17 protein-coding genes and 8 pseudogenes are annotated in these 21116 nt (G+C 68.1%); 11 read left to right on the forward strand and 14 right to left on the reverse strand.

The annotated features are described in order from the left end of the window. Positions 1–49: 49 nt before the first annotated feature. The 3 genes and pseudogenes from ACHMW8_RS12655 to ACHMW8_RS12665 all read right to left on the reverse strand — a co-directional run bounded on the left by ACHMW8_RS12655 (position 50) and on the right by ACHMW8_RS12665 (position 5188). Positions 50–901 carry a DUF4238 domain-containing protein gene (locus ACHMW8_RS12655; RefSeq protein WP_125155936.1) on the reverse strand — a complete coding sequence of 284 codons (852 nt, stop codon included), beginning with the start codon at positions 899–901 and terminating at the stop codon, positions 50–52. A 113-nt stretch (positions 902–1014) separates the two neighbouring features. Further along, entirely contained in the window at positions 1015–4083 is a 3069-nt protein-coding gene (locus ACHMW8_RS12660) for an efflux RND transporter permease subunit (protein WP_395445735.1), read from the reverse strand. Positions 4084–4086: 3 nt separating this feature from the next. Further along, positions 4087–5188: pseudogene (locus ACHMW8_RS12665) on the reverse strand (efflux RND transporter periplasmic adaptor subunit). 76 nt (positions 5189–5264) lie between these two features. Between ACHMW8_RS12665 and ACHMW8_RS12670 the strand changes: the two are divergent. After that, a pseudogene (locus ACHMW8_RS12670) lies at positions 5265–5898 on the forward strand (TetR/AcrR family transcriptional regulator). A 65-nt stretch (positions 5899–5963) separates the two neighbouring features. After that, the gene (locus tag ACHMW8_RS12675) at positions 5964–6164 is read left to right on the forward strand and encodes a hypothetical protein (RefSeq protein WP_395445736.1); all 201 of its coding nucleotides are present in this window, start codon (positions 5964–5966) and stop codon (positions 6162–6164) included. A 23-nt stretch (positions 6165–6187) separates the two neighbouring features. Here ACHMW8_RS12675 and ACHMW8_RS12680 read toward each other — a convergent pair whose 3' ends face one another. Both ACHMW8_RS12680 and ACHMW8_RS12685 read right to left on the reverse strand, forming a co-directional pair. After that, entirely contained in the window at positions 6188–6550 is a 363-nt protein-coding gene (locus tag ACHMW8_RS12680; protein ID WP_125155941.1) for a nuclear transport factor 2 family protein, read from the reverse strand. 11 nt (positions 6551–6561) lie between these two features. Then, positions 6562–7326, reverse strand: a complete 765-nt coding sequence (locus tag ACHMW8_RS12685; protein ID WP_395445965.1) for an SDR family NAD(P)-dependent oxidoreductase — start codon at positions 7324–7326, stop codon at positions 6562–6564. 108 nt (positions 7327–7434) lie between these two features. Here ACHMW8_RS12685 and ACHMW8_RS12690 point away from each other — a divergent pair. Then, a pseudogene (locus ACHMW8_RS12690) lies at positions 7435–7566 on the forward strand (LysR family transcriptional regulator); the annotation flags it as partial. Positions 7567–7963: 397 nt separating this feature from the next. After that, on the forward strand, positions 7964–8341 hold the full coding sequence (locus tag ACHMW8_RS12695) for a LysR substrate-binding domain-containing protein (RefSeq protein WP_395445737.1): 378 nt from the start codon (positions 7964–7966) through the stop codon (positions 8339–8341). On the opposite strand, the pseudogene ACHMW8_RS12700 reads toward ACHMW8_RS12695, so the two are convergent. Continuing rightward, a pseudogene (locus ACHMW8_RS12700) lies at positions 8331–9698 on the reverse strand (PLP-dependent aminotransferase family protein). The gene ACHMW8_RS12695 and the pseudogene ACHMW8_RS12700 sit on opposite strands and share 11 nt — an antisense overlap. 60 nt (positions 9699–9758) lie before the next feature. Between ACHMW8_RS12700 and ACHMW8_RS12705 the strand changes: the two are divergent. Beyond that, on the forward strand, positions 9759–10160 hold the full coding sequence (locus ACHMW8_RS12705; protein ID WP_395445966.1) for a DUF983 domain-containing protein: 402 nt from the start codon (positions 9759–9761) through the stop codon (positions 10158–10160). A gap of 246 nt (positions 10161–10406) precedes the next feature. Here ACHMW8_RS12705 and ACHMW8_RS12710 read toward each other — a convergent pair. Beyond that, positions 10407–10646, reverse strand: a pseudogene (locus ACHMW8_RS12710) (carboxymuconolactone decarboxylase family protein); the annotation flags it as partial. 96 nt (positions 10647–10742) lie between these two features. Here ACHMW8_RS12710 and ACHMW8_RS12715 point away from each other — a divergent pair. Next, a complete protein-coding gene (locus ACHMW8_RS12715) occupies positions 10743–11600 on the forward strand; it encodes a sigma-70 family RNA polymerase sigma factor (RefSeq protein ID WP_395445738.1) in 858 nt (285 codons plus the stop codon). 1 nt (position 11601) lies between these two features. Here the strand turns inward: ACHMW8_RS12715 and ACHMW8_RS12720 are convergent, their stop codons facing one another. Further along, complete coding sequence (locus ACHMW8_RS12720) at positions 11602–11910, reverse strand: polyhydroxyalkanoic acid system family protein (protein ID WP_125155947.1); 309 nt, start codon at positions 11908–11910, stop codon at positions 11602–11604. Positions 11911–12044: 134 nt separating this feature from the next. Here ACHMW8_RS12720 and didA point away from each other — a divergent pair, with 134 nt between their 5' ends. The 3 genes from didA to ACHMW8_RS12735 are packed head-to-tail and all read left to right on the forward strand — an operon-like array spanning position 12045 to position 14145. Beyond that, positions 12045–12251: a DNA damage-induced SOS-independent cell division inhibitor A gene (gene didA / locus ACHMW8_RS12725; RefSeq protein WP_125155948.1), complete on the forward strand. Its 207-nt coding sequence runs from the start codon at positions 12045–12047 to the stop codon at positions 12249–12251. Between the two features lie 46 nt (positions 12252–12297). Further along, positions 12298–13299, forward strand: a complete 1002-nt coding sequence (locus ACHMW8_RS12730) for a dipeptide epimerase (RefSeq protein ID WP_395445739.1) — start codon at positions 12298–12300, stop codon at positions 13297–13299. A gap of 60 nt (positions 13300–13359) precedes the next feature. Continuing rightward, the gene (locus ACHMW8_RS12735) at positions 13360–14145 is read left to right on the forward strand and encodes a DUF1295 domain-containing protein (protein WP_395445740.1); all 786 of its coding nucleotides are present in this window, start codon (positions 13360–13362) and stop codon (positions 14143–14145) included. A 3-nt stretch (positions 14146–14148) separates the two neighbouring features. Here the strand turns inward: ACHMW8_RS12735 and ACHMW8_RS12740 are convergent. Together ACHMW8_RS12740 and ACHMW8_RS12745 are read right to left on the reverse strand one after the other, a co-directional pair. Continuing rightward, positions 14149–14259, reverse strand: a pseudogene (locus tag ACHMW8_RS12740) (hypothetical protein); the annotation flags it as partial. 27 nt (positions 14260–14286) lie between these two features. After that, positions 14287–15116 (reverse strand): annotated as a pseudogene (locus ACHMW8_RS12745) (DUF72 domain-containing protein). Between the two features lie 128 nt (positions 15117–15244). Between ACHMW8_RS12745 and ACHMW8_RS12750 the strand changes: the two are divergent. Together ACHMW8_RS12750 and ACHMW8_RS12755 are read left to right on the forward strand one after the other, a co-directional pair. Continuing rightward, entirely contained in the window at positions 15245–16183 is a 939-nt protein-coding gene (locus ACHMW8_RS12750; RefSeq protein WP_395443546.1) for an IS1595 family transposase, read from the forward strand. Positions 16184–16382: 199 nt separating this feature from the next. Then, positions 16383–16712 carry an HNH endonuclease signature motif containing protein gene (locus tag ACHMW8_RS12755; RefSeq protein WP_395443547.1) on the forward strand — a complete coding sequence of 110 codons (330 nt, stop codon included), beginning with the start codon at positions 16383–16385 and terminating at the stop codon, positions 16710–16712. A 3-nt stretch (positions 16713–16715) separates the two neighbouring features. Here the strand turns inward: ACHMW8_RS12755 and ACHMW8_RS12760 are convergent, their stop codons facing one another. The 4 genes and pseudogenes from ACHMW8_RS12760 to ACHMW8_RS12775 all read right to left on the reverse strand — a co-directional run bounded on the left by ACHMW8_RS12760 (position 16716) and on the right by ACHMW8_RS12775 (position 21093). Next, a complete protein-coding gene (locus tag ACHMW8_RS12760; RefSeq protein ID WP_395443548.1) occupies positions 16716–16850 on the reverse strand; it encodes a hypothetical protein in 135 nt (44 codons plus the stop codon). A gap of 5 nt (positions 16851–16855) precedes the next feature. Then, positions 16856–17839 carry a hypothetical protein gene (locus ACHMW8_RS12765; protein ID WP_395443549.1) on the reverse strand — a complete coding sequence of 328 codons (984 nt, stop codon included), beginning with the start codon at positions 17837–17839 and terminating at the stop codon, positions 16856–16858. Positions 17840–17895: 56 nt separating this feature from the next. Beyond that, a complete protein-coding gene (locus ACHMW8_RS12770) occupies positions 17896–19284 on the reverse strand; it encodes an L-serine ammonia-lyase (RefSeq protein ID WP_395445741.1) in 1389 nt (462 codons plus the stop codon). A gap of 152 nt (positions 19285–19436) precedes the next feature. Further along, a pseudogene (locus tag ACHMW8_RS12775) lies at positions 19437–21093 on the reverse strand (M28 family metallopeptidase). Positions 21094–21116 lie beyond the last annotated feature (23 nt).

A 21116-nucleotide genomic window follows, 5' to 3' on the forward strand; every position in this document is an offset into this window, starting at 1 on the left:
CGGCGGGCGGGCCTCTGGTTAGGTGCCATGCCGCTCACGTTCCTATCGGCTACGCAGTAGCCGCTGGCCACCGGTTCTCGATAAACCGACGAGGCGAGGCATCTCGCGCGAAGACACGCTCAGTCGCCTGCTTCGTACTTGCATCGTTCAGTCGGCCCAGCAGCAGTTTTGGATCGGCTTTCCGTAGTGCGTCCGCAGTTAACTCTCCACGCGTGGCCATGAACGCCTTTGTGGGCGAAATCGGCAAAATCACTGCGAGATTGGGATTGTCGATACCGCCGGCGAAGGTGCAGGGACAGTCGGCGAGTAGTAGGTGATGTCTGCACACGCTAAAATCCCAGACCCACCAGCGCAGTCGCAACAATTTATTGCCTATGCCCTGGTCGTTGAGCAGCTCATGGAAGAACGAAAGGCCGAAGTTCTCAATCGCGCCGGGGAAGTGCTTTTCCGTCCACTCCTCCAGCGTGGCCGGTGCCCCCGGCATGGCGATGGCATCGTATTCATCAGGCTGCTCGGCCAAGGATTTCCTCAGCAAAGCTTCTGACTCGCTCCTCAGATACAAGACGGTGCTTGGCTGGCGCAGTTGTAGAGACATGATGAAGCGCACCCACGCGGACCGTTCCTCGATGGTCAGCACACCGAGTTGTCCAGCCTCTAGCTTGTCTCGCACCTTGCTCGCGTCATTATCTACTGACTGAAGCACAACCTTCTCGATGGCGTGTTTGTCCATGCCGGCGACTTTGTCGCGCGTAAGCGACAGCATGTCTTCCAAGTAGCCGTTGCCCTTCGGCACCTGCCGGTATGTCTCGAACCGTCCGGACTTCATCCGGAAGACCTGAAGCTCGCCGCTGCTGTCGGTCCATGGACGCTGGAGGAATTGAGGGACGAAGTGATTGCGCATGCCGGTATCTAGAGCCTGAAGTCACCAGCGCGTGAGCGCGACATTTGGATCGACGCCGCGAGTGGCCGCGAATGGCAAGCTCTCGCGTAAGCCAGGGATGCTGTGCTGAGCTCCTAAGCCCCCTCCGCCTTGCCCCGCGCCGTCAGCCAGTACATCACCGGCGTCGCCACCCGGCTCAGCAGCGTCGAGGTGATCAGCCCGCCGATGATGGCGATGGCCAGGGGCGAGTAGAGGCCCGACCGCTCCAGGGCCAGCGGCAGCAGCCCGCCGATAGCCGTCACCGAGGTCAGCAGCACCGGCAGGAAGCGGACCTCGCCGGCCTTCTCGATGGCGTCGTGCAGGTTCATGCCCTCGCGGCGCAGCTGTTCGGTGAAGTCGACCAGCAGGATCGAGTTCTTGATCTCGATGCCGATCAGGGCGATCACGCCGATCGTGGCGGTGAACGACAGCGAATAGCCGGTCAGGGCCAGGGCCAGCACCGCGCCGAACACCCCGAACGGGATGATGCCGGCCACGACCAGGGCGGTCTTGAACTTCTGGAACTCCAGGACCAGCACGGCCAGGATCCCGAACACCGCCACCAGCACCGCCGCGCCAAGGCCGGCGAAGCTTTCCGACGCGGCCTCGGCCTCGCCGCCCAGCGACAGGCGATAGCCCGGCGGCAGCGGCAGGTCCTTGTTCAGCCGGGCCAGGGCGTCCTGGGTCACGCCCGAGGCCAGGAAGCCGGTGCGGACCCAGGCGCTGACGGTCACGGTCCGCTCGCGGTCGAAGCGGTCGATGCGCGAGGGGCTGGACTTCAGGCGGGGGGTGGCGATGGCGTCCAGCGGCGCGGCCAGGCCGTCGGCGGTCGGGACATAGACCCCCTTCAGGGCCGAGAGCGGATTGCGCGCCGCGCCGTCGGCCTGGGCCATCGGCAGCCGCACCTTGACCGCGTAGTCGTCGCCGTCCGGGTCGCGGAAGCGGGCGGTTTCCTCGCCGGACAGGGCCAGGCGGGCGATGCGCCGCGTGGCGCCGGCCTGGACGCCCAGGGCGGCGGCCTTGGCCTCGTCGACGCCGAGGTCGAGGTCGGTGCGGTCCAGGCGGACGGGGTTGGTGACGTCGCGGGTTCCGGGCGTGGCCTTCAGGATCGCCTCGGCCCGGGCGGCCAGGGCCTTCAGCACCTCGAGGTTCTGCCCCGTGACGCGCACGGCGACCGGCGCGTCGATCGGCGGGCCGTTCTCGAAGGTCTGCACGCTGATCCGCGCGCCGGGATAGTCGGCGAAGGCCTTGCGCAGGCGGTCCAGCACCTGCTCGCTACGGCCCGGCTCCCAGCGCTTGAGGCTGACGAACACCTCGGCGAAGGTCGTGGCGCTCTCGCGCTGGCTCTTGTTGTAGAAGATCTGCGGGTTGCCGCGGCCAAGGTTGGCGGCTTCCCAGATGACGTCCGGCTCGGCGCGGACGCGCTGCTCGACATAGCGCAGCACCTGGTCGGTGCGGGCCAGGGACGTCCCGTCGGGCGTCTCGATGCGGATCAGGAACTGCGGCGTCTCGGCGGCCGGGAACAGCGACGAGCCGACCAGTTTCACCAGCGGGAAGGTGGTCAGGCAGATGGCCAGCAGGATGGCCATGGCCACCCACGGCCGGGCCAGGGCGCGGTGCAGCACAGGCCGATAGAAGCGATGGATGCCGTTGTTGACCGCCCGCAGCAGGGCGTTGCCCTCGGGATCGGAGTGCTTGTCCAGCAGGCGGCTGGCCAGGAACGGGATGATGGTCATCGACACGAAGAGCGAGGCGGCGATGGTGCACAGCACCGTCACCGGCAGCGACTTGATATAGGCCCCCGAGCCGGCCGGCAGGGCCATCAGCGGCAGGAAGGCCAGCATCAGCGTCGCCGTGCAGCCCAGCACCGCCAGGCTGATCTGGCGGGTGCCGTTGATCGCCGCGTCGACCCGGTCCTCGCCCTCGCGCACCCGGCGGGCGATGTTCTCGGTGATGACGATGCTGTCGTCGACCAGCAGGCCCAGGGCCAGCACGAAGCCGGCGATCGACAGCTGGTTCAGGGTGAAGCCCAGCGCCTGCAGCATGGTCAGGCCGATCAGCAGCGATAGCGGGATCGACACCATCACCACCAGGCCCGCCCGTGGCCCCAGCGGCAGCAGGGTGATCAGCACCAGGCACAGGGCGATGCCGAAGTCGCGGAACAGGTTGTTCAGCCGGTGCTTGACGTTCTCGGCCTGGACGAAGCCGCGCTCCATCTTCACCCCGGCGGGCAGGGTCTTCTCGTAGTCGTCCAGCACCCGCTGCACGCCCTTGGTGATCTTGGCGACGTCTTGGCCGTCCTTCTGGTTGACGGTCAGGAAGACGGCGCGCTTGCCATTGAAGCGGGTCAGATGCGTCGGCTCGGCCTGGGCCCAGGCCACCTGGGCGACGTCGCGCACGCGGGTCACCTGGCCGCCCAGCGAGCGGACCGGCGTGTCGCCGATCGTCGCCAGGTCGTGGAAGGCCCCGCCGGACTTGACGTTGAAGCGGCGCTCCCCCGCCTGGACCGCGCCGATCGGCGCCTCGGCGCCGGCCGCTTTCAGGGCGTCGACGACGGCGGTGGGCGGCAGCTTCAGGGCCGACAGGCGGGCCAGGTCCAGGGTGACCTGAACCTCCGAAGGCGGCGCGCCCCAGTACTTGGCCTCGCGCACGCCCGGCACTCGGTCCAGCCGCTCGCGCAGCCGGTCGGCGGTCTTCTCCAGGCGGCGCATCGGCAGGATGTCGGAGGTGAGGGCGACCTGGACGATCGACACCTCGGTGGTGCGGATCCGCTCGATCTCCAGCCGCTGGACGCCGGCCGGCAGGTTGCCGCGGATGGCGTTCACCTCGCGCACCACCTGGTCGAACTTGCGCTCGGTGTCGACGTCCCAGGTGAAGTGGACCCGGATGATGGCCGAGCCGTCCACGGCGGTCGACTCGACCTTGTCGATGTCATCGAGGCCGTCGACGGCGTCCTCGATCGGGTCGACGATCAGCTGCTCGATCTCCGAAGGCTCGGCGCCGGGCAGGACCGCTCGAACGATGACGATCGGCGTCGGGAAGTGCGGGTCTTCCGAGCGCGGCACGTTGTTGAAGGCGTTGATCCCCAGCATGATCAGCAGGCCGAAGGCGACCAGGGTGAACTGCCAGCGACGGACGGCGAAGGTCGCGAGATCGAACTTCACGGCTTACTGACCCCTGGAGGCGTCGAGACGCTTGGGGTCGATGACCCGCACGGCCTCGCCGTCGGCCACGAAGCCGGCCCCGGCCGTGATCACCTGGGCGCCGTCCGGCAGGCCCGAGACCAGGGCGTCGTCGCCGTCGAAGCCGCCGAAGCCGACGGCCATGCGCCGGGCCTTGCCGTGGTCGAACCGATAGACGAAGGCGCGCTGGCCGTTGGCCTCCAGCACCGCCTCGGCGGGGATGCGGGCAAAGGCGGTCGTGGCGCCCGGCGCGGTGCGGACCGACAGCGTGGCGTGGGCGACCTGGCCGCTGCGCAGGGCGGCGGGCGGGGCGGAGAGCTCGATCTCGATGCTGATCGCGCCGGTGCGGGTGTCGGCGGCCTCGCCGACGCGGGTGACGCGGCCGGATAGGCTCTGCTCGGTCCCACTGGCCTGCGCGTCCTCGACCCTCACCTGAGCCGCGTCGCCGACCCGGACCCGCGCGGCTTCTCGTGCGGAGAGCGGCAGGCGCAGGACCAGCGGGCTGGAAAGGTCGGCGATCCGCGCCACCACCTGGCCGGCGGCGACGACCTCGCCCGCCTGGGCGCGGCGCTCCAGAACCACGCCTGAGGCCGGCGAGACCAGGCTGGCCCAGCGGCGGTCGAAGCGGGCGGCGTCATAGGCGGCCTGGGCGGCTTTCAGCGCGCTCTGGCGGTCGTCGATGCGCTGGCGGCTGACATAGCCCTTCTCGAACAGGGTCTTGTCGCGCTCGATGTCGCGGCGGGCGCGCTCCAGGTCGGCCATGGTCTGCTGCTGACGAGCGTCGACCCCGGCCGGGTCGATGGCGGCGACCAGCTGGCCGGCCGAGACGCGGTCGCCGGCCTCGACCTTCATGGCCGTCAGCACGCCGGGGATGCGGAAGGACAGCGCCATCTCGCGGCGACGCTCCAGCGTACCGGCTCCCGTCACCGAACCGGCCGCGCCGGGGGGCGGCGACGCGGGCGGCCTCGACCGGAGTCGGCGGCGTCGTCGCCTCGGTCCTGGCCTTGCCGTCACAGGCCGCCAGCGCCGTCGTCATCAGCAGCGCCGCCAGGGGAGGGAGCGGTGTTCGCCACATAAGCTGTTCCAAATCGATCGATGATAAGTTATCAGTGATCGATAGCGAGGGCTTGTCAAGCTTGGATAGCAGTGGTCAACGACCGTCGATGAAGTCTCCCCAAACGCGTTCCCCGCGTAAACCCAAGGGCCATGGCGCCGAGCGCCGCGAGGAAATCCTCGAACGCCGCCCAGAGCCTGTTCGCCGAGAAGGGCGTCCACGCGGTCTCGACCCGCCAGATCGCCGAGATCGCCGGCATTTCGCAGCCGGCCCTCTACGCCTATTTCACCACCAAGGACGATATCGCCGCCGAGCTGTGCGTGCGGGCCTTCGCGATCCTGGGCCAGCGGATGGCCGACGCGCGTGTCGGCTACACCCCGACCACCGAGAATTTCGATCGCTGCCTGAGGGTCTATATCGACTTCGGTCTCGACCATCCCGACGCCTACCGGGTGGCCTTCATGCTGGAGAAGAGCGTCGACGGCTCATTTCTGGAAAAGACCGGCGGGAAGCCGATGGCCGCCGGCAAGGAGGTCTTCCAGGTTTTCGTCGAGATGGTTGCTGAACTGCACGCCAGCGGGCTGATGGCCGGCGACGACCCCATGGCCGCGACCCAGTCGCTGTGGGCCGGGCTGCACGGCCTGGTCTCGCTGCTGATCGCCCGGCCGGAATTCCCCTGGATCGAGCGCGAGACGCTGATCGCCACCCATGTGGCCATGCTGCGCAGGGGCGCGCTCAAGTAGCGGGCGTTGAAGTCGCCGGCCGGGGCCTCTAAGTGAGCGCCTCGCTCTTTCGGGAAGGATCCCCCATGGCCCAGCTCCTGCCGCTCCAATCGTTCAGCCTGCAGGAGACCGACGACGGCTACCGCCTGCTGGTCTCGGCCATCGGCGGCGAGTCGCTCTACGTCTCGATCACCCCCGACCAGATGGACGACATCATCGACAGCCTCGAGAACGCCATGGGCGGCGAGGGCGAAGGCGAAGACGCCGAGGACGACGCCGAGTTCTGAGGCCAGACGCCGCCCTCTGTCGGCTATTTGTCCTCGCCGTCGAGGAAGACGTAGATCACCGCGATCCGGCCGTCGCGGACCAGGATGAAGTCGTGGCCGGCATAGCGCGGCGGCTCGCCGACCGGACCCGAGACCCACGACAGTCGACCGGCGTCATGGCTGGCCTGGGCGGGCGAGGTCTCGGTATAGGCGAAGGTCGGGTGCGAGGCTCGGATGACGCCGGCGATCCTGTCGATCGCCTCGCGGCCGTGGTGACCCTCGCCATCCGGGCCGTAGAATACCGCGTCCTCGGCGTAGAGTTCGTCGATCGCGGCCCGGCGGCGGGCCGGATCGCCCTCGCCGAACACCTCGTGCAGGTTGCGGGTCAGCAGTTGTTCGATGGTCATCTGAAGTCTCCTCAGACCTGGGTCATGCCGCCGTCGACGAACAGCTCGGCGCCGGCGATGAACGAGGCGTCGCTGGACGCCAGGAAGGTCACGGCCTTGGCGATCTCGGCCGGGTCGCCGACGCGGCCCAGGGGGATCTGGCTGGCCATGAAATCCAGCAGCCCTTGCTGAGCGGCGGCGTCCGGGCCGGCCAGCTCGACCAGGCCCGGCGTCTTGATCGGCCCGGGCGAGACGACATTGACGCGGATCTGACGGTCCTTGAGGTCGTTCGTCCAGCCGCGCGCCAGGTTGCGCACCGCGGCCTTGCTGGCGCCGTAGACGCTGAAGGCCGGCGTGCCGTCCGACCCCGCCGTCGATCCGATCAGCACGATCGCGCCGCCGTCGCGCAGCAGGGGCAGGGCCTTCTGCACGGTGAAGATCACGCCCTTCACGTTGCGGCCGAAAGTGTCCTCGTAGTGCTCTTCGGTGATCGCGCCCAGCGGCAGCATCGACCCGCCGCCGGCGTTGGGCACCAGCACGTCGATATGGGCGTGGCGCCGCTGGACGGTGTCGTACAGCGTGTCGAGATCGGCCAGCTTGGAGGCGTCGCCCTGCACGCCGGTCACGTCGCCGCCGATCGCCTTCACGGCGGCGGCCAGTTCGGCCTCGCGGCGGCCGGTCACGTAAACCGCGGCGCCGAGCTCGGAAAAGCGCTTGGCCGTGGCCAGGCCGATGCCGCTGGCCCCGCCGGTGACCACGACCACCTTGCCCTCGAAAGTCTTGTTCATCGTCTTCATCCTTGTTGAGCCGGCGGCTCGTCCGTCGGTGAAAACAACATGTGATCGGGACGAAAAGCGGAGTAGACGGGTAAATCGGCCTTCAGCGTTCCATTGGTGAGACAATCCATGGCCGTCGACCTCAACGATTATGTTCTGTTCGCCGAGGTGGTGGCGCACGGCGGCTTCGCGGCGGCGGGGCGGGCGCTGCGCCAGCCGAAGTCGACCCTCAGCCGTCGGATCTCCGCCCTCGAGGCGCGGCTGGGCGTGCGGCTGATCGAGCGCTCGACCCGCCGCTTCCGGGTGACCGAGGTCGGCCAGGCCTTCCACGAGCGCTGCCGCCTGCTGATGCTCGACGCCCAGCAGGCCGACGCCGTGGTCGCCGAGGCGCTGAGCGAGCCGCATGGGCTGGTGCGCTGCAGCTGTCCGGTCGGTCTGGTCGAGGCGCTGTCGCCGACCTTCCAGGCCTATATGGCGCGCTATCCGAAGGTGCGGCTGCAGATCGTGGCCGTCGACCGGCCCGTGGACCTGATCGCCGAGCGGATCGACCTGGCCATCCGCGTGCGCCTGACGCCGGACACCGACGCCGCCCTGACCCTGCGCACCCTGGGCCGCTCGACCCGCATCCTGGTGGCCGATCCGAAGCTGGCCATGCGCTGTGCGGGTCAACCGCTGGCGGCGCTGGCGGACCTGCCGACCCTCAGCCCCACCGACCAGATCGGAGAGCTGGAATGGGAGCTTACTCGACGCCGACGGCGAGGCGCGGACGGTCAAGCACACGCCGCGCATGACCTGCGGCGACTTCGGGGCCCTGCGCGACGCCGCCGCCGCCGGCCTGGGCGTGGCCTTCCTGCCGGATCACGCTTGCCGCGACCTGCTGGAAGCCGGGCGGCTGGTGCGGGTGTTCCCCGACTGGAGCAGCCGGGTCGGCATCGTCCACGTGGTCTTCACCACGCGGCGCGGTCTGCCGCCGTCGGTGCGCGCGCTGATCGATCAGCTGGCGGACGCGTTCCGGCGCGGTGGGATCACCGACTAGTCAGGGCTTCCAGCTCCGTCAGCGCCCGGCTCAAGGTCGCCCGCTTGGCCGCGGCGCCGAGCGAGACCCGCAGACCCTCGCCGACCGCGCCCGGCGCCCGAAAGGCCTCGGCCCCCCACCAGCGCCAGGCCGCGATCTCTGGCGGCCGGCGTCGCGGTCGCGCCGGGCAGCCAGACGTGCAAGCTCTCGGGCCCGCCCAGCGCCGCCGGCAGCAGCTCGGCCGCGAGGGCGCGGCGGGCGACGGCTTCCTCGCGCACGCCCTCCAGGATGCGGGTCGCGACGCCGTCGCGGATCCAGTGGGTCACCACGGCCGCCATCAGCGGCGCGGGCATCTGGGCGATGGCGTGGAGGGCCTGGGCCGCGCCTTCCGCCTGCCCCGGTGGCGCGACGATATAGGCCAGGCGCAGGCCGGGCGAGAGCGCCTTGGCGGTGGTGGCGACATGGAACACGCCCTCGGGCCACAGGGCGGCGAGAGCGGGGAGGGGCGCGGTCGGCAAGAGGCCATAGGCGTCGTCCTCGAGGATGGTCACGCCGGCCGCGCGGGCGATCGCCACGACCGCCTCGCGCCGCGCCAGGCCCATGGTCGCCACCGTCGGGTTCTGGAAGGTCGGGGTGCAGCACAGCAGGCGCGGGCGATGCCGGGCGATCAGCCGATCCAGAGCTTCGGAACTCCAGCCCCTCGGCGTCCATCGGGCAGGCCACGACGCTCAGGCCGCGCCGGGCGGCGGTGGCCAGCAGGCCCGGATAGGCGAAGGCCTCGGCCAGGATCGTGTCCCCCGGCCTCGTCAGATGGTCCAGCAGGGCCGACAACGCCGTCTGGGCGCCGCTGGCGACGATCACCCGCGCGGGATCGACCTCGCCGAGGCTTGGAGCCAGCCAGGCCGCGCCGGCCGCGCGCTGGGCCAGGGAGCCCGCGCCCGGGTGATAGGCCATCAAGGTCGCCGGATCGGTGCGGGCCAGGATCGCGCCGGTCGCCTCGCGCAGCAGAGCGCCAAGGTTCAGTCCCGCCGGCGGCGGCGGCAGGTTCATCGACAGGTCGACCAGCCCCGCCTCGTCCTCGACCGCGCGGGAGCGGATGAAGGTGCCGCGCCCCGGCGGTCCCCTCGATCAGCCCCCGCTCGCGGGCCAGGGCGTAGGCGCGGGTCACCGTGGTGAAGTCGATCCCGACCAGCCGGGCGACCTCGCGCTGGGCCGGGATCTGGTCGCCGGCCTGCAGCTCGCCCTCGGCCACGGCCTGCTCGAGCGCCGTGGCGAGGCGGCGATAGGCGGGACCATCCAGGGTCTCGATGCGGCGCAACCATGCGGCGGCCGGATTCGGTGATCCCTTAGTTGCGGACATGGCTCGATATCCATACATTGATCGCGCAATGTATGGAACAATCCTGCGATTGTAGGAAGGGGCCTCCGATGGCCGACTATGAAGTTTACGAACTCGCCGACCCCCATCGAGGCCGGCTTCAAGTGCTGTTGTCCGCGGTGCGGCGAGGGCAAGCTGTTCGGCGGCTTCCTGAAGCTGGCGCCGAAGTGCGACCGCTGCGGCCTGGACTACAGCTTCGCCGACCCGGCCGACGGCCCCGCCTTCTTCGTGATGAGCGGCATCGGCATCGTGGTGATCGGCATCTTCGCCTGGGTCGAGGTGGCCTACCACCCGCCGCTGTGGGTGCATCTGGTGACGGTGTTCCCGGCCCTGATCATCGGCTGCCTGGCGACCCTGCGCCCGGTGAAGAGCTGGCTGGTCGCCTCGCAATATATCAACAAGGCCGAGGAAGGCCGCTTCGAGAGCCTGGGCCGCCACGACTTCGACTCGCGGCGGCTCTAAGGGGCTGGGGGCTGACACCCCCAGCGACCCGGCCACCTGACGCGTGGCCGCGTTCAGGCGGTTCCAGACATTGATCGCCGAGATGCTGATCAGCAGGCCCGCCAGCGCCTTTTCGTCATAGTGACGAGCGGCCTCGTCCCAGACCTCGTCGGACACCGGGTCGGCCTTGTCGGCGACGCGGGTCACGGCTTCGGCCAGGGCCAGGGCGGCGCGTTCGGCCTCGGTGAAGTAGGGCGTGTCGCGCCAGCCGGCGACGGTGGCCACGCGTTCGGGGCTCTGGCCGGACTTGAGGGCGCCGCGGGCGTGCATCTCCAGGCAGACGCCGCAGCCGTTGATCTGGCTGACGCGCAGGTGCAGCAGTTCGTGCAGGGTTTCCGGCACGCCCTCGACATGGGCGGACCTGGACAGCGCCATCATCGCCTTCATGGCGTCGGGCAGCAGGTGAGCGGGCTGGGGCATCCTGGCGTTCATTTGGCGGGCTTGCATCGGTCTTGCTCCTTGCGGTTTGGCGACGCCGCCGGTCACATCCGACGGCTTGCGTTCGTCGAAGAGGTGACGAAGCCCGACGGAGCGATGTGACCGATGCCGCAAGAAAATGTCCTGGCCGACCGTTTCGAGGCTGATCGGGCGCGTCTGCGCGGCGTGGCCTACCGGATGCTGGGCTCGCTGCCCGAGGCCGAGGACGCCGTGCAGGAGGCCTGGCTGCGGTTGTCACGGTCGGGAGCCGACGGCGTCGACGATCTGTCGGCCTGGCTGACCACGGTCACCTCGCGCGTCTGCCTGGACATGTTGCGGTCGAGAAAATCCCGTCGCGAGGACGCGCTGGATGGCGGGATCGAGCCCTCGGTCAGCGGCGAGGACGCGGTCGAGCGCGAGACGATCCTGGCCGACTCCGTGGGGCTGGCCCTGCTGGTGGTGCTGAAGGCCCTGAGCCCCGCCGAGCGCATCGCCTTCGTGCTGCACGACCTGTTCGACATGCCGTTCGAGCAGATCGCTTCGATCGTCGAGCGCACGCCCGACGCCGCCCGCCAGCTGGCCAGTCGCGCCCGTCGCCGGGTGCGCGGCGGCGAGGCGTCGTTGGACGCGGCTCAGACCGCGCAGAAGAGCGTGGTCGACGCCTTCCTGCTGGCCTCGCGCACCGGTGACCTGGCGGGATTGATGGCCGTGCTGGCGCCGAACGTGGTGGTCCGCTCCGACGTCCTGGGCGGCGGCGGTCAGGTCCGCGAGCTGCGCGGCGCCGAGAAGGTGGCCAATTTCTACAACGGCCTGGCCCAGACCGCCCGCACGGCCCTGGTCGACGGCGCGATCGGCGCTGTGGTGGCGCCGCTGGGCCAGCTGACCCGCGTGCTCGACTTCCGCGTCGAAAACGGCCGGATCGTCGAGATCTTCGTCGCCGGCGATCCGGCCCGCCTGGACGCCGTCGAAGTGGCGATGGTCTAGCCTATTTCAGCAGCAACTGCCCACGCCGCGACAGCTCGTCCTTGATCTTGCCGGCGGCCATGCCCAGCAGACCGGGAAGGCTGATGTCGAGGCGGGCGTGGTCCTCCAGCACCTGGACGACGCCGGTGATGGTCGAGCCCATGGCCACGGCCGAGAAGTTCAGCACGTCGCCGGCCCAGCTCTGGGTGAAGCCCTTGGCGTCGCCGCCGGGGATCTGGCCGGCCAGCTGCGCCAGGCCTTGCTCCAGGCGGCGCTTGGCCTCGGCCGCGCCGAGCTGGTGGGGGATGTTGATGCTGACGGTCTTGGCCATGGGGTCGGTCCTTTCGAAGTCCTTCGGCGAAACGCGGTCGACCGAAGCCTGGCTGCATACGTCCGATTCTGGCGCAAGGCCAGGCCAAGGTCGTCGTCATCAGATGAGGCCCCTCATCGGACCGGGGAAAAGACATGACCGACTTCGCCATGACCCAGCCGTTCGCCCGTCGGGCCCGCTTCGTGCGTCCGGGCCGTCCGGGCGGCGTTCTCGGCGCCATCCACTATGCCGGCGTGCTGCTGGTCTGGCTGGCCCTGTTCGTCGTCGACCGCCCGCTGGCCCTGAAGGTGATGGCCGAGCGTCGCGCCGACTCGCCGATCCCGCGTCGCTGGGGCTGGTGATTTGGGGGGCTGGTAGGACACCGCGAAACGCGGCATCCCTTCGGGCATGTCGATCGCCGTCTCCGTCCGTCCGGTTTCGCACCCGCTGAAGGCCCCGTTCCGCATCTCGCGCGGGGTCAAGACCGCCGCCGACGTGGTCGAGGCGGTCGCCTCGGCTGACGGCCACGTCGGGCGCGGCGAGAGCGTGCCCTATGGCCGCTACGGCGAGACGGTCGACAGCGTGCTGGCCCAATTGGCGCCGGCCCTGGCCGCGACCGATGTGGAGGCCGCCTGCGCCGCACTGCCGCCTGGCGCCGCCCGTAACGCGCTGGATCTGGCGCTGTGGGACCTGCGGGCCAGGCGCACCGGGGTCAGCGTGGCCGCCGCCACCGGCCTGCCGATCCCCTCCGCCCTTGTGACCGCCGTGACGGTCAGCCTCGACACGCCCGAGGCCATGGGGCAGGCCGCCCGGGCCGTGGCCGACGCGCCGCTGATCAAGATCAAGCTGTCGGCCGAGGACCCCGCCGCGCGCCTGCGCGCCGTCGCGGCCGCCGCACCCAATTCCCGCTTCATCGTCGATCCCAACGAGGGCTGGACCTTCGACATTCTCGACGGATTGAAATCTCTGCTGGCCGACCTGCCGATCGCCCTGGTCGAGCAGCCGCTGCCGGCCGACGCCGACCATGACCTCGAAGGCTGGGACCCGCCGTTCACGGTGTGCGCCGACGAGTCCGTCCATGTCGGCGGCGACCTGGCGGCGCTGAAGGGGCGCTACCAGGCGGTGAACCTCAAGCTGGACAAGACCGGCGGCCTGACCGAGGCGGTCGCCATGCTGAAGTCGGCCAAGGCGCTGGGCTTCCAGGTGATGACCGGCTGCATGGTCGCCTCGTCCCTGGGCGTCGCGCCGGCGCTGCATCTGGGCGGGGCCAGCGACTTCGCCGACCTCGATGGGCCGTGGTGGCTGGCGACCGATCACCCGGGGGGACTGCGGGTCGAGCGCGGGCGGATCACGCCGCCGCAAGCGGGCTTCTGGGGCGACGCGACAGAGGCCGAGGGGCTCTGGCTGTAGCGGGCGAAATCTTTTTCGAGGTTTGGCGCGTATCTTGGTGACCAGACCCGAGGTCTCGCCATGCCGCTGCTCACCGTCCTCGCCATCAACGCCGCTGTCTCGGCGGTCGCCTTCCTGGCGCTCTGGCTGATCAGTCTCCGGCTCAAGGACGTCAGCTTCATCGACGCCTGGTGGGGACCGGGCATGGCGCTGCTGGCCTGCAGCACCTTGCTGCAAGGACCTCCGAGCCCACATGGCCTGCTGCTGACAGGGCTCTGCGCCCTGTGGGCGGCGCGGCTGGGCGGCTATCTGTTCTGGCGCTGGCGCCAGCACGGGCCCGACCGGCGCTATGTCGCGATGATCGAGCACGCCGAAAAGCATCGCGGCTGGAGCTTCGCCAAGACCGCCCTGCTGCTGGTGTTCTCGCTGCAGTTCGCCCTGGGGTTCGTGGTGGCTCTGCCGGTGCAGCTGGGCCAGCAGGGCGGGGCGCTTGGACCGCTGGCCTTCGCGGGCGCGGCCCTGGCCGTCGTCGGGATTCTGTTCGAGACCATCGGCGACGCGCAGCTGACCCGCTTCAAGGCCGACCCGGCCAACGCCGGCAAGGTCATGGACCGGGGCCTGTGGCGCTACACCCGCCATCCGAACTATTTCGGCGACGCCTGCGTCTGGTGGGGGCTCTATCTGATCGCGGCGGAGACGGGCCTGGGGGCCTGGAGCCTGCCGGGACCGATCCTGATCACCGTGCTGCTGACCCGCTGGAGCGGCGTGCCGACCACCGAGGGCAAGATGCGCAAGTCCAAGCCGGGCTATGAGGACTACGTGGCGCGCACCAGCGGCTTCGTGCCCTGGTTTCCGAAGAAGGGGTGAGGAAACCCCTCTCCCTATGGGAGAGGGCGGGGCCCGCCGCGGAGCGGTGGGAGGGTGAGGGGTTACAGCGTCGGACGGAGTGCCGGCACGCCGTCGACCCTCGTAACCCCTCACCCCAACCCTCTCCTATGGGAGAGGGAGTCAGGCCCCCAGCTTCTCGATCAGCGCCATCGCCGCCGCGGGATTGCGCACCTTGGCCCCGGCGATGAAGTAGGCGAACACGTCGCCCCGTTCGGCCCATTTCCGCGCCTGCTTCACCACCCCGTCCAGCTCCTCCGAGGTCATCCCCGTCGGCTCGTCCGGCTTGCTGGACATCAGCCGCGCATAGGTGAAATCCGCCGTCGGCTGGTCGATGCAGGGCCAGGTCGGCTCCTCGTCGTCGACGGCGTAGACGATGGCCGCGCCGTACTTTGCAGCCAGGTCGTAGAACTCCTGGCAGGCGAAGGTCGGGCTGCGGACCTCCAGGGCGTGACGAAGCTGGACGCCCTTCCGCTCCTTTGGCAGCAATTTCAGGAAACCCTCGAAATCCGCCGCGTCGAACTTCTTGGTCGCCATGAACTGCCAGTTGATGGGACCCAGTTTCGGACCCAGTTCCTCAAGCCCCTGGGACAGGAATTTTTCGAGGGAATCGTTGTTTTCGGACAGCACCTTGCGGTTGGTGCAGAAGCGGCTGGCCTTGACCGCGAACACGAAGTCGTCCGGCGTCTCGTCGCGCCACTTCTGCCAGCTGTTGGGCTTGAAGGTCGAATAGTAGGTGCCGTTGATCTCGATGCTGGTCAGCTTCGACGACGCGTATTTCAGCTCGTCCTTCTGCTTGAGATCGTCGGGATAGAAGGTCCCGCGCCAGGGCTCGAACGTCCAGCCGCCGATGCCGGTTCGGATCTTGCCCTTGGCCATGTTTGTTCCCTTCCTGTTCCCGGCGCGCACCCTAGCATCGCGAGCCAAATCGGCAAGCGCCGCGCGGCCCCCATCTGACCTCGCGTTGCGAGGTCGTCCGCCCCCAGCGGGGGCGGAAGAATGTCTTCTTCCCCTCTGGGGGGGAGTTATATACTTTACAAAGCAGTCCTGACGGCTAAGTTAGCTGTCAGGAGCCGCCGCTATGAATCTGACCTCGCCGATCTTCCAAGACGCCGACAAGGCCCGTGAGCACCTCGAAGCGCTCCGTTGGCCGCAAGGTCCGATCTGCCCGCATTGCGGCGTTGTGGATGACGCCACCGGCCTCAAGGGCAAGGCTCACCGCCCAGGCCTCTATCAGTGCAACGCTTGCCGCGAACAGTTCACGGTCACGGTCAAGACCGTGTTTGAGAAGTCCAAGATCCCGCTCAACAAGTGGCTGCTGGCGACCTTCCTTATGTCGTCCAGCAAGAAGGGCATTTCAGCTCACCAGATCGGCCGTACGCTGGGCGTGACCTACAAGACCGCCTGGTTCATGTGCCACCGCATCCGCGAGGCTATGACCGAGACCAACCCCGGCGCCCTTGGCGGCGAAGGCAAGACCGTTGAAGCCGACACGACCTATGTCGGCGGCAAGGAAGCCAACAAGCACAAGTCCAAGCGCAACTCGAAGAACATCGGCGGCATGGGTAAGCAGATCGTCCATACGCTCGTTGAGCGTAACGGTCGCGCTCGCTCGCATCACATCGCCAACATCACCGGCGCTACGCTGCGCCCGCTGGTCTTCACCAACGTTCACCGCTCGTCGAACCTAATGACCGACACGGCGGGCGGTTACATGCGTCTCGGCAAGGAGTTCGCCCGTCACGAGATGGTCGACCACGGCCGCGACGAGTACGTTCGCGGCGACGCTCACTCCAACACCGTTGAAGGCTACTTCTCGGTTCTCAAGCGCGGCGTTTACGGCACCTTCCACCACGTTTCAGCGGCCCACCTTGGCCGCTATCTCGCCGAGTTTGACTTCCGCTATTCGAACCGCTCGGCGCTCGGCGTGAACGACGCCATGCGTACCGACGAAGCCCTTCGCATGATCGGCGGCAAGCGCCTGACCTATCGGCGGACTAACGAAGGCGCGCACGCTTAAGCAAAAGGCGCGCAAGCTCGCCGCCAAGCGTAAGGCCAAAACCGTCTACATGTTGTGAGAACAAACAGCGCACGCCACGACTCCTAGTCGGGCGTGCGCTGTGCTATGGCTAACGCCGGTATGTCGCGTGATTCCCTGGAAAGAACAACGACATGCCATCCCTGCCCCTCACGGGGCGTTGCATAGGACGGCGCAAGCCATGAACATTTTATCCCAACTGCCTTGGACTGAACAGAAGAAGATTGCCGCGTGGCAATCGTGTCGCCCGATCCAGGGCGTCTCTCCCGCCGACTATCGCATCGACGCTCACGGGAACCTGATCGTGTGGGACCACCACGGAAAGCAGGGCGAGTACGGATGGGAGGTCGATCACATTATCGCCCTGGCTCTCGGCGGTGCTGATAGCCTCGCCAACGTCCGCGCCTTGCACTGGCGCGCGAACAGAAAGCTCGGCGCTAATGTCGGGAACGCCCTGCGAAGAGCCGACGATCTCAACACCCGCATCGCCAATGCCTTGTTGAGGCGCTGACATTCAGTCGGCCTTGGGCGCGGGCTTCGGCTCGCGCCCCTTCTTCATCTGGTCGTGCGGCTTTGGGGGCGTGTTCATCATCTTGCCTAGCAAGGCATTGAACGCCTCCTCGTCGCGCTTCTCGTCAGCATCCGCCATGTCGGTCATTCGGAAACTAACGAGAGAAGGGCGTTAATCGGCGTGGCCTGCTGCACGTCTCTAATCTCCTGAGCCATCGCGATAATAACGCTCTCGCCGTTGGCAAATAGCATCCTGGCGTCTGGTTCGGAGAGAACAACGCGCGGGTGGACGATCGGATTGCGGTAGTCGTCCTTCATCTGCTTTAGCTCGCCGATGACCTTCGCGGACGGCTGCAACTTTCCATCTGGCGAAGGAGCCGTCACAAGCGGCTCAAGCGCCTTGATGTAGTCGTTCCAGCTATTGAGCGTCTTCTGTTTCCCGGTGGCTAGCTGGTAGTAGGACTCAACGGTCCCCTCGACCGCACGGGCTACGTGAAATCCAGACGCCGAAAGCAAGTTGAACGCCAAGCATCGTCCCGCCGCGCACCAATCCAAGCGCGTCTTTTCTGGAATGATGGGCCGTAGGTCTTCGGGAAACGTCTCGTCAGCCGCATCAATCAGCTTGGAAGTCGAATAGATACCTCTCGTCGGGACGCGATAGGTGTCCGCCTCTCGCATTTCCTCGCTAAAAACGGTCTCAAACGCCGTTACAGCAACCGTCACAGTGTGCCAGCGCCAATCAGGGATATCGGCATCCCATTTGATGCCGCCGCCCTCTTTGGCCAAATGACCGGCGATCAACTTTTCCAAAGCCGAGCCCAGCGCTTCCGCCTTGGCGCGCGATACGCCGAGCGGGACAGGCTTGCCGCTTAGCAAATCGCTCATGGCTGACTTGGCGTTCAAGACGGCGAACACCCTGTCCGACAGGACGGTGGCATCTGGCGCCGACGATAGCGCTTGCAGCTTCTTACCAAGGTCAAGAAATGCAAACTGATTGATGCGGTCCACGCGAACCTCCCCGGCCGCCGATTCATCGGTGAGCGGGAAGGCTACAACGTTGGAATGATTGCCGAAAGACGCTGCCTGGAACGCGCTCGAATCATCCACCGGATCGGGTTGCTTTGGCAAGTATATAACTCCCCTCTGGGGGAGGAGGGCCGTCAGGCCCGGAGGGGGGCGAGTCCTCAGCACTCCACCCGGTTGACCGACAGCCCCACCGCCAGACCGCCCATCGAGGTTTCCTTGTAGATCTCGTTCATGTCCTCGCCAGTGCGCTTCATCGTGGCGATGACCTTGTCCAGGCTGACCGAGTGCTGGCCATCGCCGAGCAGGGCCAGGCGCGCGGCGTCGATGGCCTTGATGGCGCCCATGGCGTTGCGCTCGATGCAGGGGATCTGCACCAGGCCGCCGATCGGGTCGCAGGTGAGGCCGAGGTTGTGCTCCATGCCGATCTCGGCGGCGTTCTCGATCTGGGCGTTGGTGCCGCCCAGGGCCGCCGCGAGGCCGGCGGCGGCCATCGAGCAGGCCACGCCCACCTCGCCCTGGCAGCCGACCTCGGCGCCGCTGATCGAGGCGTTGCGCTTGTAGAGCGCGCCGATCGCCGCGGCGGTCAGCAGGAACACCCGGATCTGCTCGGGGCCGCCCTTGTGGAAGCGCACGAAGAACCGCAGCACGGCCGGGATCAGGCCGGCGGCGCCATTGGTCGGGGCGGTGACGACGCGGCCGCCGGCGGCGTTCTCCTCGTTGACCGCCATGGCCCACAGATTGACGAAGTCCATGGCCGCCAGCGGGTCGCTCATCTGGCGCTCCATCCGGCCGAGGATCGTCTGGTGGATCTGGCGGGCGCGGCGCTTGACGGCGAGGCCGCCGGGCAGGACGCCGTCCTGGCGCATGCCGCGATCGATGCAGGCCTCCATGGCTCCGAAGATGCGGTCGAGGCCGGCGTTCATCGCCCCCTCGTCCATCCGGGCCAACTCATTGGCGGCCATGACCTGGGCGATGGTCAGGCCGGCCTGGGCGGCGCGGTCCAGCAGGTCGGCGCCGCTCTCGAACGGGAAGGGGACGGCGGGGCCTTCCTCCGGCGGGGCGTTGCTGCCCATCTCGCGCTCGTCGCGGACGAAGCCGCCGCCGATCGAGAAATAGGTGCGCTCGGCCAGGGCTTCGCCCGCCTTGTCGAAGGCGGTGAAGGTCAGGCCGTTGGGATGCTGCGGCAGGCGCTCGTGGCCCAGCCAGACGATGTCCTTGGCCTCGTCGAAGGCGATGGCGTGGTCGCCGGCCAGGTTCAGGGACTGTGTGGCCTGGGTTTCCAGCAAAGCCGCCTCGCCGGTGTCGGGATCGAGCATGGCCGGGACGAAGCCCATCAGGCCCAGGATCACTGCGCGGTCCGTGGCGTGGCCTCGGCCGGTCAGGGCCAGGGAGGCGTAGAGCCGGACCTCGACCCGGGCCACGTCGGGCAGTTTACCGGCCTCGCGCAGCCGCCCGACGAACAACCCGGCGGCCGTCATCGGCCCCATGGTGTGGCTGCTCGACGGGCCGACGCCGAGTTTGAAGAGGTCGAAGACGGAGGCGGTCATGTCAGAAAACTTCGCGGATACAGCTTGTCATCCCGGAAGCCTCGAAGAGGCTGTCCGGGACCCAGGGGCGGGCGGCAGTGCGGCGGCCCCTGGGTCCCGGCTCTACGTTGCGCTCCGGCCGGGATGACAAGGCTGGAGCGTTTGAACGAGCTCTACTTCCGCTGCGCGGCGGTCTTGTCGCGCAGGGCCTTGAACTCCGAGCCCGCCTGCCATTGCGGCCAGACGCGGCTGTTGGCCAGGTCGTGGCCGATCTCGTAGACGAGGCCCAGGTCCATGGCCTGACCCGACAGGTCCCAGTCGGCCGACCATTCGTCCGCCGGCTGGTGGTAGCGCTTTTCGGTGTAGTCGGCCTCGGCCTTCTCGCCGGCTTCCTTGCCGCCCTTCACCAGGTCGTTGCCCGAGCCGATCGAGATGGCCGGCACGCCGCGCTTGGCGAACGGGAAGTGGTCCGAGCGGTAGAAGTGGCCGGCCTGCGGCACCGGATCCGGCGTGAAGTAGCGGCCGTGCAGCTTGGCCTTGGCGACCAGCATGTCCTGCAGGTCGACCTTGCCGTCGCCCGAGGTGCCGATGTCCTTGGCCGGACCGGCGGCCGACAGGGCGTCGATATTGATGTCGCCGACCGTGGTCGCCAGCGGGAACAGCGGGTTGGCGCTGTAATATTCCGAGCCCAGCAGGCCCTTTTCCTCGGCGGTCACGGCCAGGAACAGGATCGAGCGCTGGGGCGCGGGGCTGGCTCTTGAAGGCGCGGGCCAGTTCCAGCAGGGCGGCGATGCCGTCGGCGTTGTCGATGGCGCCGTTATAGATCTTGTCGCCGCGCGCGTCCGGCGCGCCGACGCCCAGATGGTCCCAGTGGCCGCTATAGATGATGGTCTCGTTGGGGAACTTGGTCCCGACGATGCGACCGGCGACGTTGTGCGAGGTGATGACCTCGTGCTTGACCTTGAAGTCGGCCGAGAAGGTCGCGCCCTTCAGCACCACCGGCTTGAAGTCGCGGGTCTGGGCCTGCTTTTTCAGGGCGTCGAAATCCAGGCCGGATTTCTTGAAGAGATCGGCGGCGACGTCGCGCTGGATCCAGGCTTCCATCGACGGGTGCGACTTGGCCGGCTCCTTGCGGACGATGTCGAACATGGTGTTGGTGTTGGAGTTCTTGACCGTGTTCCAGCCGTACGAGGCCGGGGCCGTCTCGTGGACGATCAGGACGCCGGCCGCGCCCTGGCGCGCGGCTTCTTCGTACTTGTAGGTCCAGCGGCCATAATAGGTCATGGCCTTGCCGCCGAAATCGCCGGAACCTGTCTCGAAGTCCGGATCGTTGATCAGCACGACCAGGACCTTGCCCTTCAGGTCCATGCCCTTGAAGTCGTCCCAGTTGCGCTCCGGCGCCTTGACGCCATAGCCGACGAAGACCAGCGGGGCGTCCTTGATCGAGACGCTGTCGACATTGGTCATGGCCGCGCGGATGGCGACCTGCTCGCCCTGGGTCAAGGCCTGCTTCTCGCCGCCGACCGTGACGCTGGCCGCGACCGGGCCGGCGATCTCGAACTTGCCCAGCGGCACGTTCTGGGTCCAGGCGCGCTTGCCGTCCTTTTGCAGGTCGCCGGCGGGGGAGAGGCCGATGGCCTTCATCTGGTCGACGATGTAGCCGACGGCCTTCTTCTCGCCCTCGGTGGCGGGGCCTCGGCCCTCGAACGCGTCGGACGACAGCACCTTGATGTGAGCCGAAAGCCTGGCGGGGTCGATCTTGGGCGCGTCCGCCGCGTGCGCCAGCATGGGCGCGGCGATCAGGGCGGTGGCGAGCAGCAGGCGTTTCATCTCAAGCCCCTCCAGGAGCAGAT

The organism is Caulobacter sp. UC70_42 (genome assembly GCF_044056025.1).
In the GTDB taxonomy this organism is placed as follows: domain Bacteria; phylum Pseudomonadota; class Alphaproteobacteria; order Caulobacterales; family Caulobacteraceae; genus Caulobacter.

Bases quoted from the DNA above. Each gene is read 5' to 3' on its own strand.
- ACHMW8_RS12735 (WP_395445740.1), top strand. From the start codon at position 13,360: ATGCCGCTGCTCACCGTCCTCGCCATCAACGCCGCTGTCTCGGCGGTC.
- ACHMW8_RS12685 (WP_395445965.1), bottom strand. From the start codon at position 7,326: ATGAAGACGATGAACAAGACTTTCGAGGGCAAGGTGGTCGTGGTCACC.
- ACHMW8_RS12730 (WP_395445739.1), top strand. From the start codon at position 12,298: ATGTCGATCGCCGTCTCCGTCCGTCCGGTTTCGCACCCGCTGAAGGCC.
- didA (WP_125155948.1), top strand. From the start codon at position 12,045: ATGACCGACTTCGCCATGACCCAGCCGTTCGCCCGTCGGGCCCGCTTC.
- ACHMW8_RS12750 (WP_395443546.1), top strand. From the start codon at position 15,245: ATGAATCTGACCTCGCCGATCTTCCAAGACGCCGACAAGGCCCGTGAG.
- ACHMW8_RS12720 (WP_125155947.1), bottom strand. From the start codon at position 11,910: ATGGCCAAGACCGTCAGCATCAACATCCCCCACCAGCTCGGCGCGGCC.
- ACHMW8_RS12755 (WP_395443547.1), top strand. From the start codon at position 16,383: ATGAACATTTTATCCCAACTGCCTTGGACTGAACAGAAGAAGATTGCC.
- ACHMW8_RS12770 (WP_395445741.1), bottom strand. From the start codon at position 19,284: ATGACCGCCTCCGTCTTCGACCTCTTCAAACTCGGCGTCGGCCCGTCG.
- ACHMW8_RS12705 (WP_395445966.1), top strand. From the start codon at position 9,759: ATGAAGTTTACGAACTCGCCGACCCCCATCGAGGCCGGCTTCAAGTGC.
- ACHMW8_RS12715 (WP_395445738.1), top strand. From the start codon at position 10,743: ATGCCGCAAGAAAATGTCCTGGCCGACCGTTTCGAGGCTGATCGGGCG.
- ACHMW8_RS12675 (WP_395445736.1), top strand. From the start codon at position 5,964: ATGGCCCAGCTCCTGCCGCTCCAATCGTTCAGCCTGCAGGAGACCGAC.
- ACHMW8_RS12655 (WP_125155936.1), bottom strand. From the start codon at position 901: ATGCGCAATCACTTCGTCCCTCAATTCCTCCAGCGTCCATGGACCGAC.
- ACHMW8_RS12760 (WP_395443548.1), bottom strand. From the start codon at position 16,850: ATGGCGGATGCTGACGAGAAGCGCGACGAGGAGGCGTTCAATGCCTTG.
- ACHMW8_RS12680 (WP_125155941.1), bottom strand. From the start codon at position 6,550: ATGACCATCGAACAACTGCTGACCCGCAACCTGCACGAGGTGTTCGGC.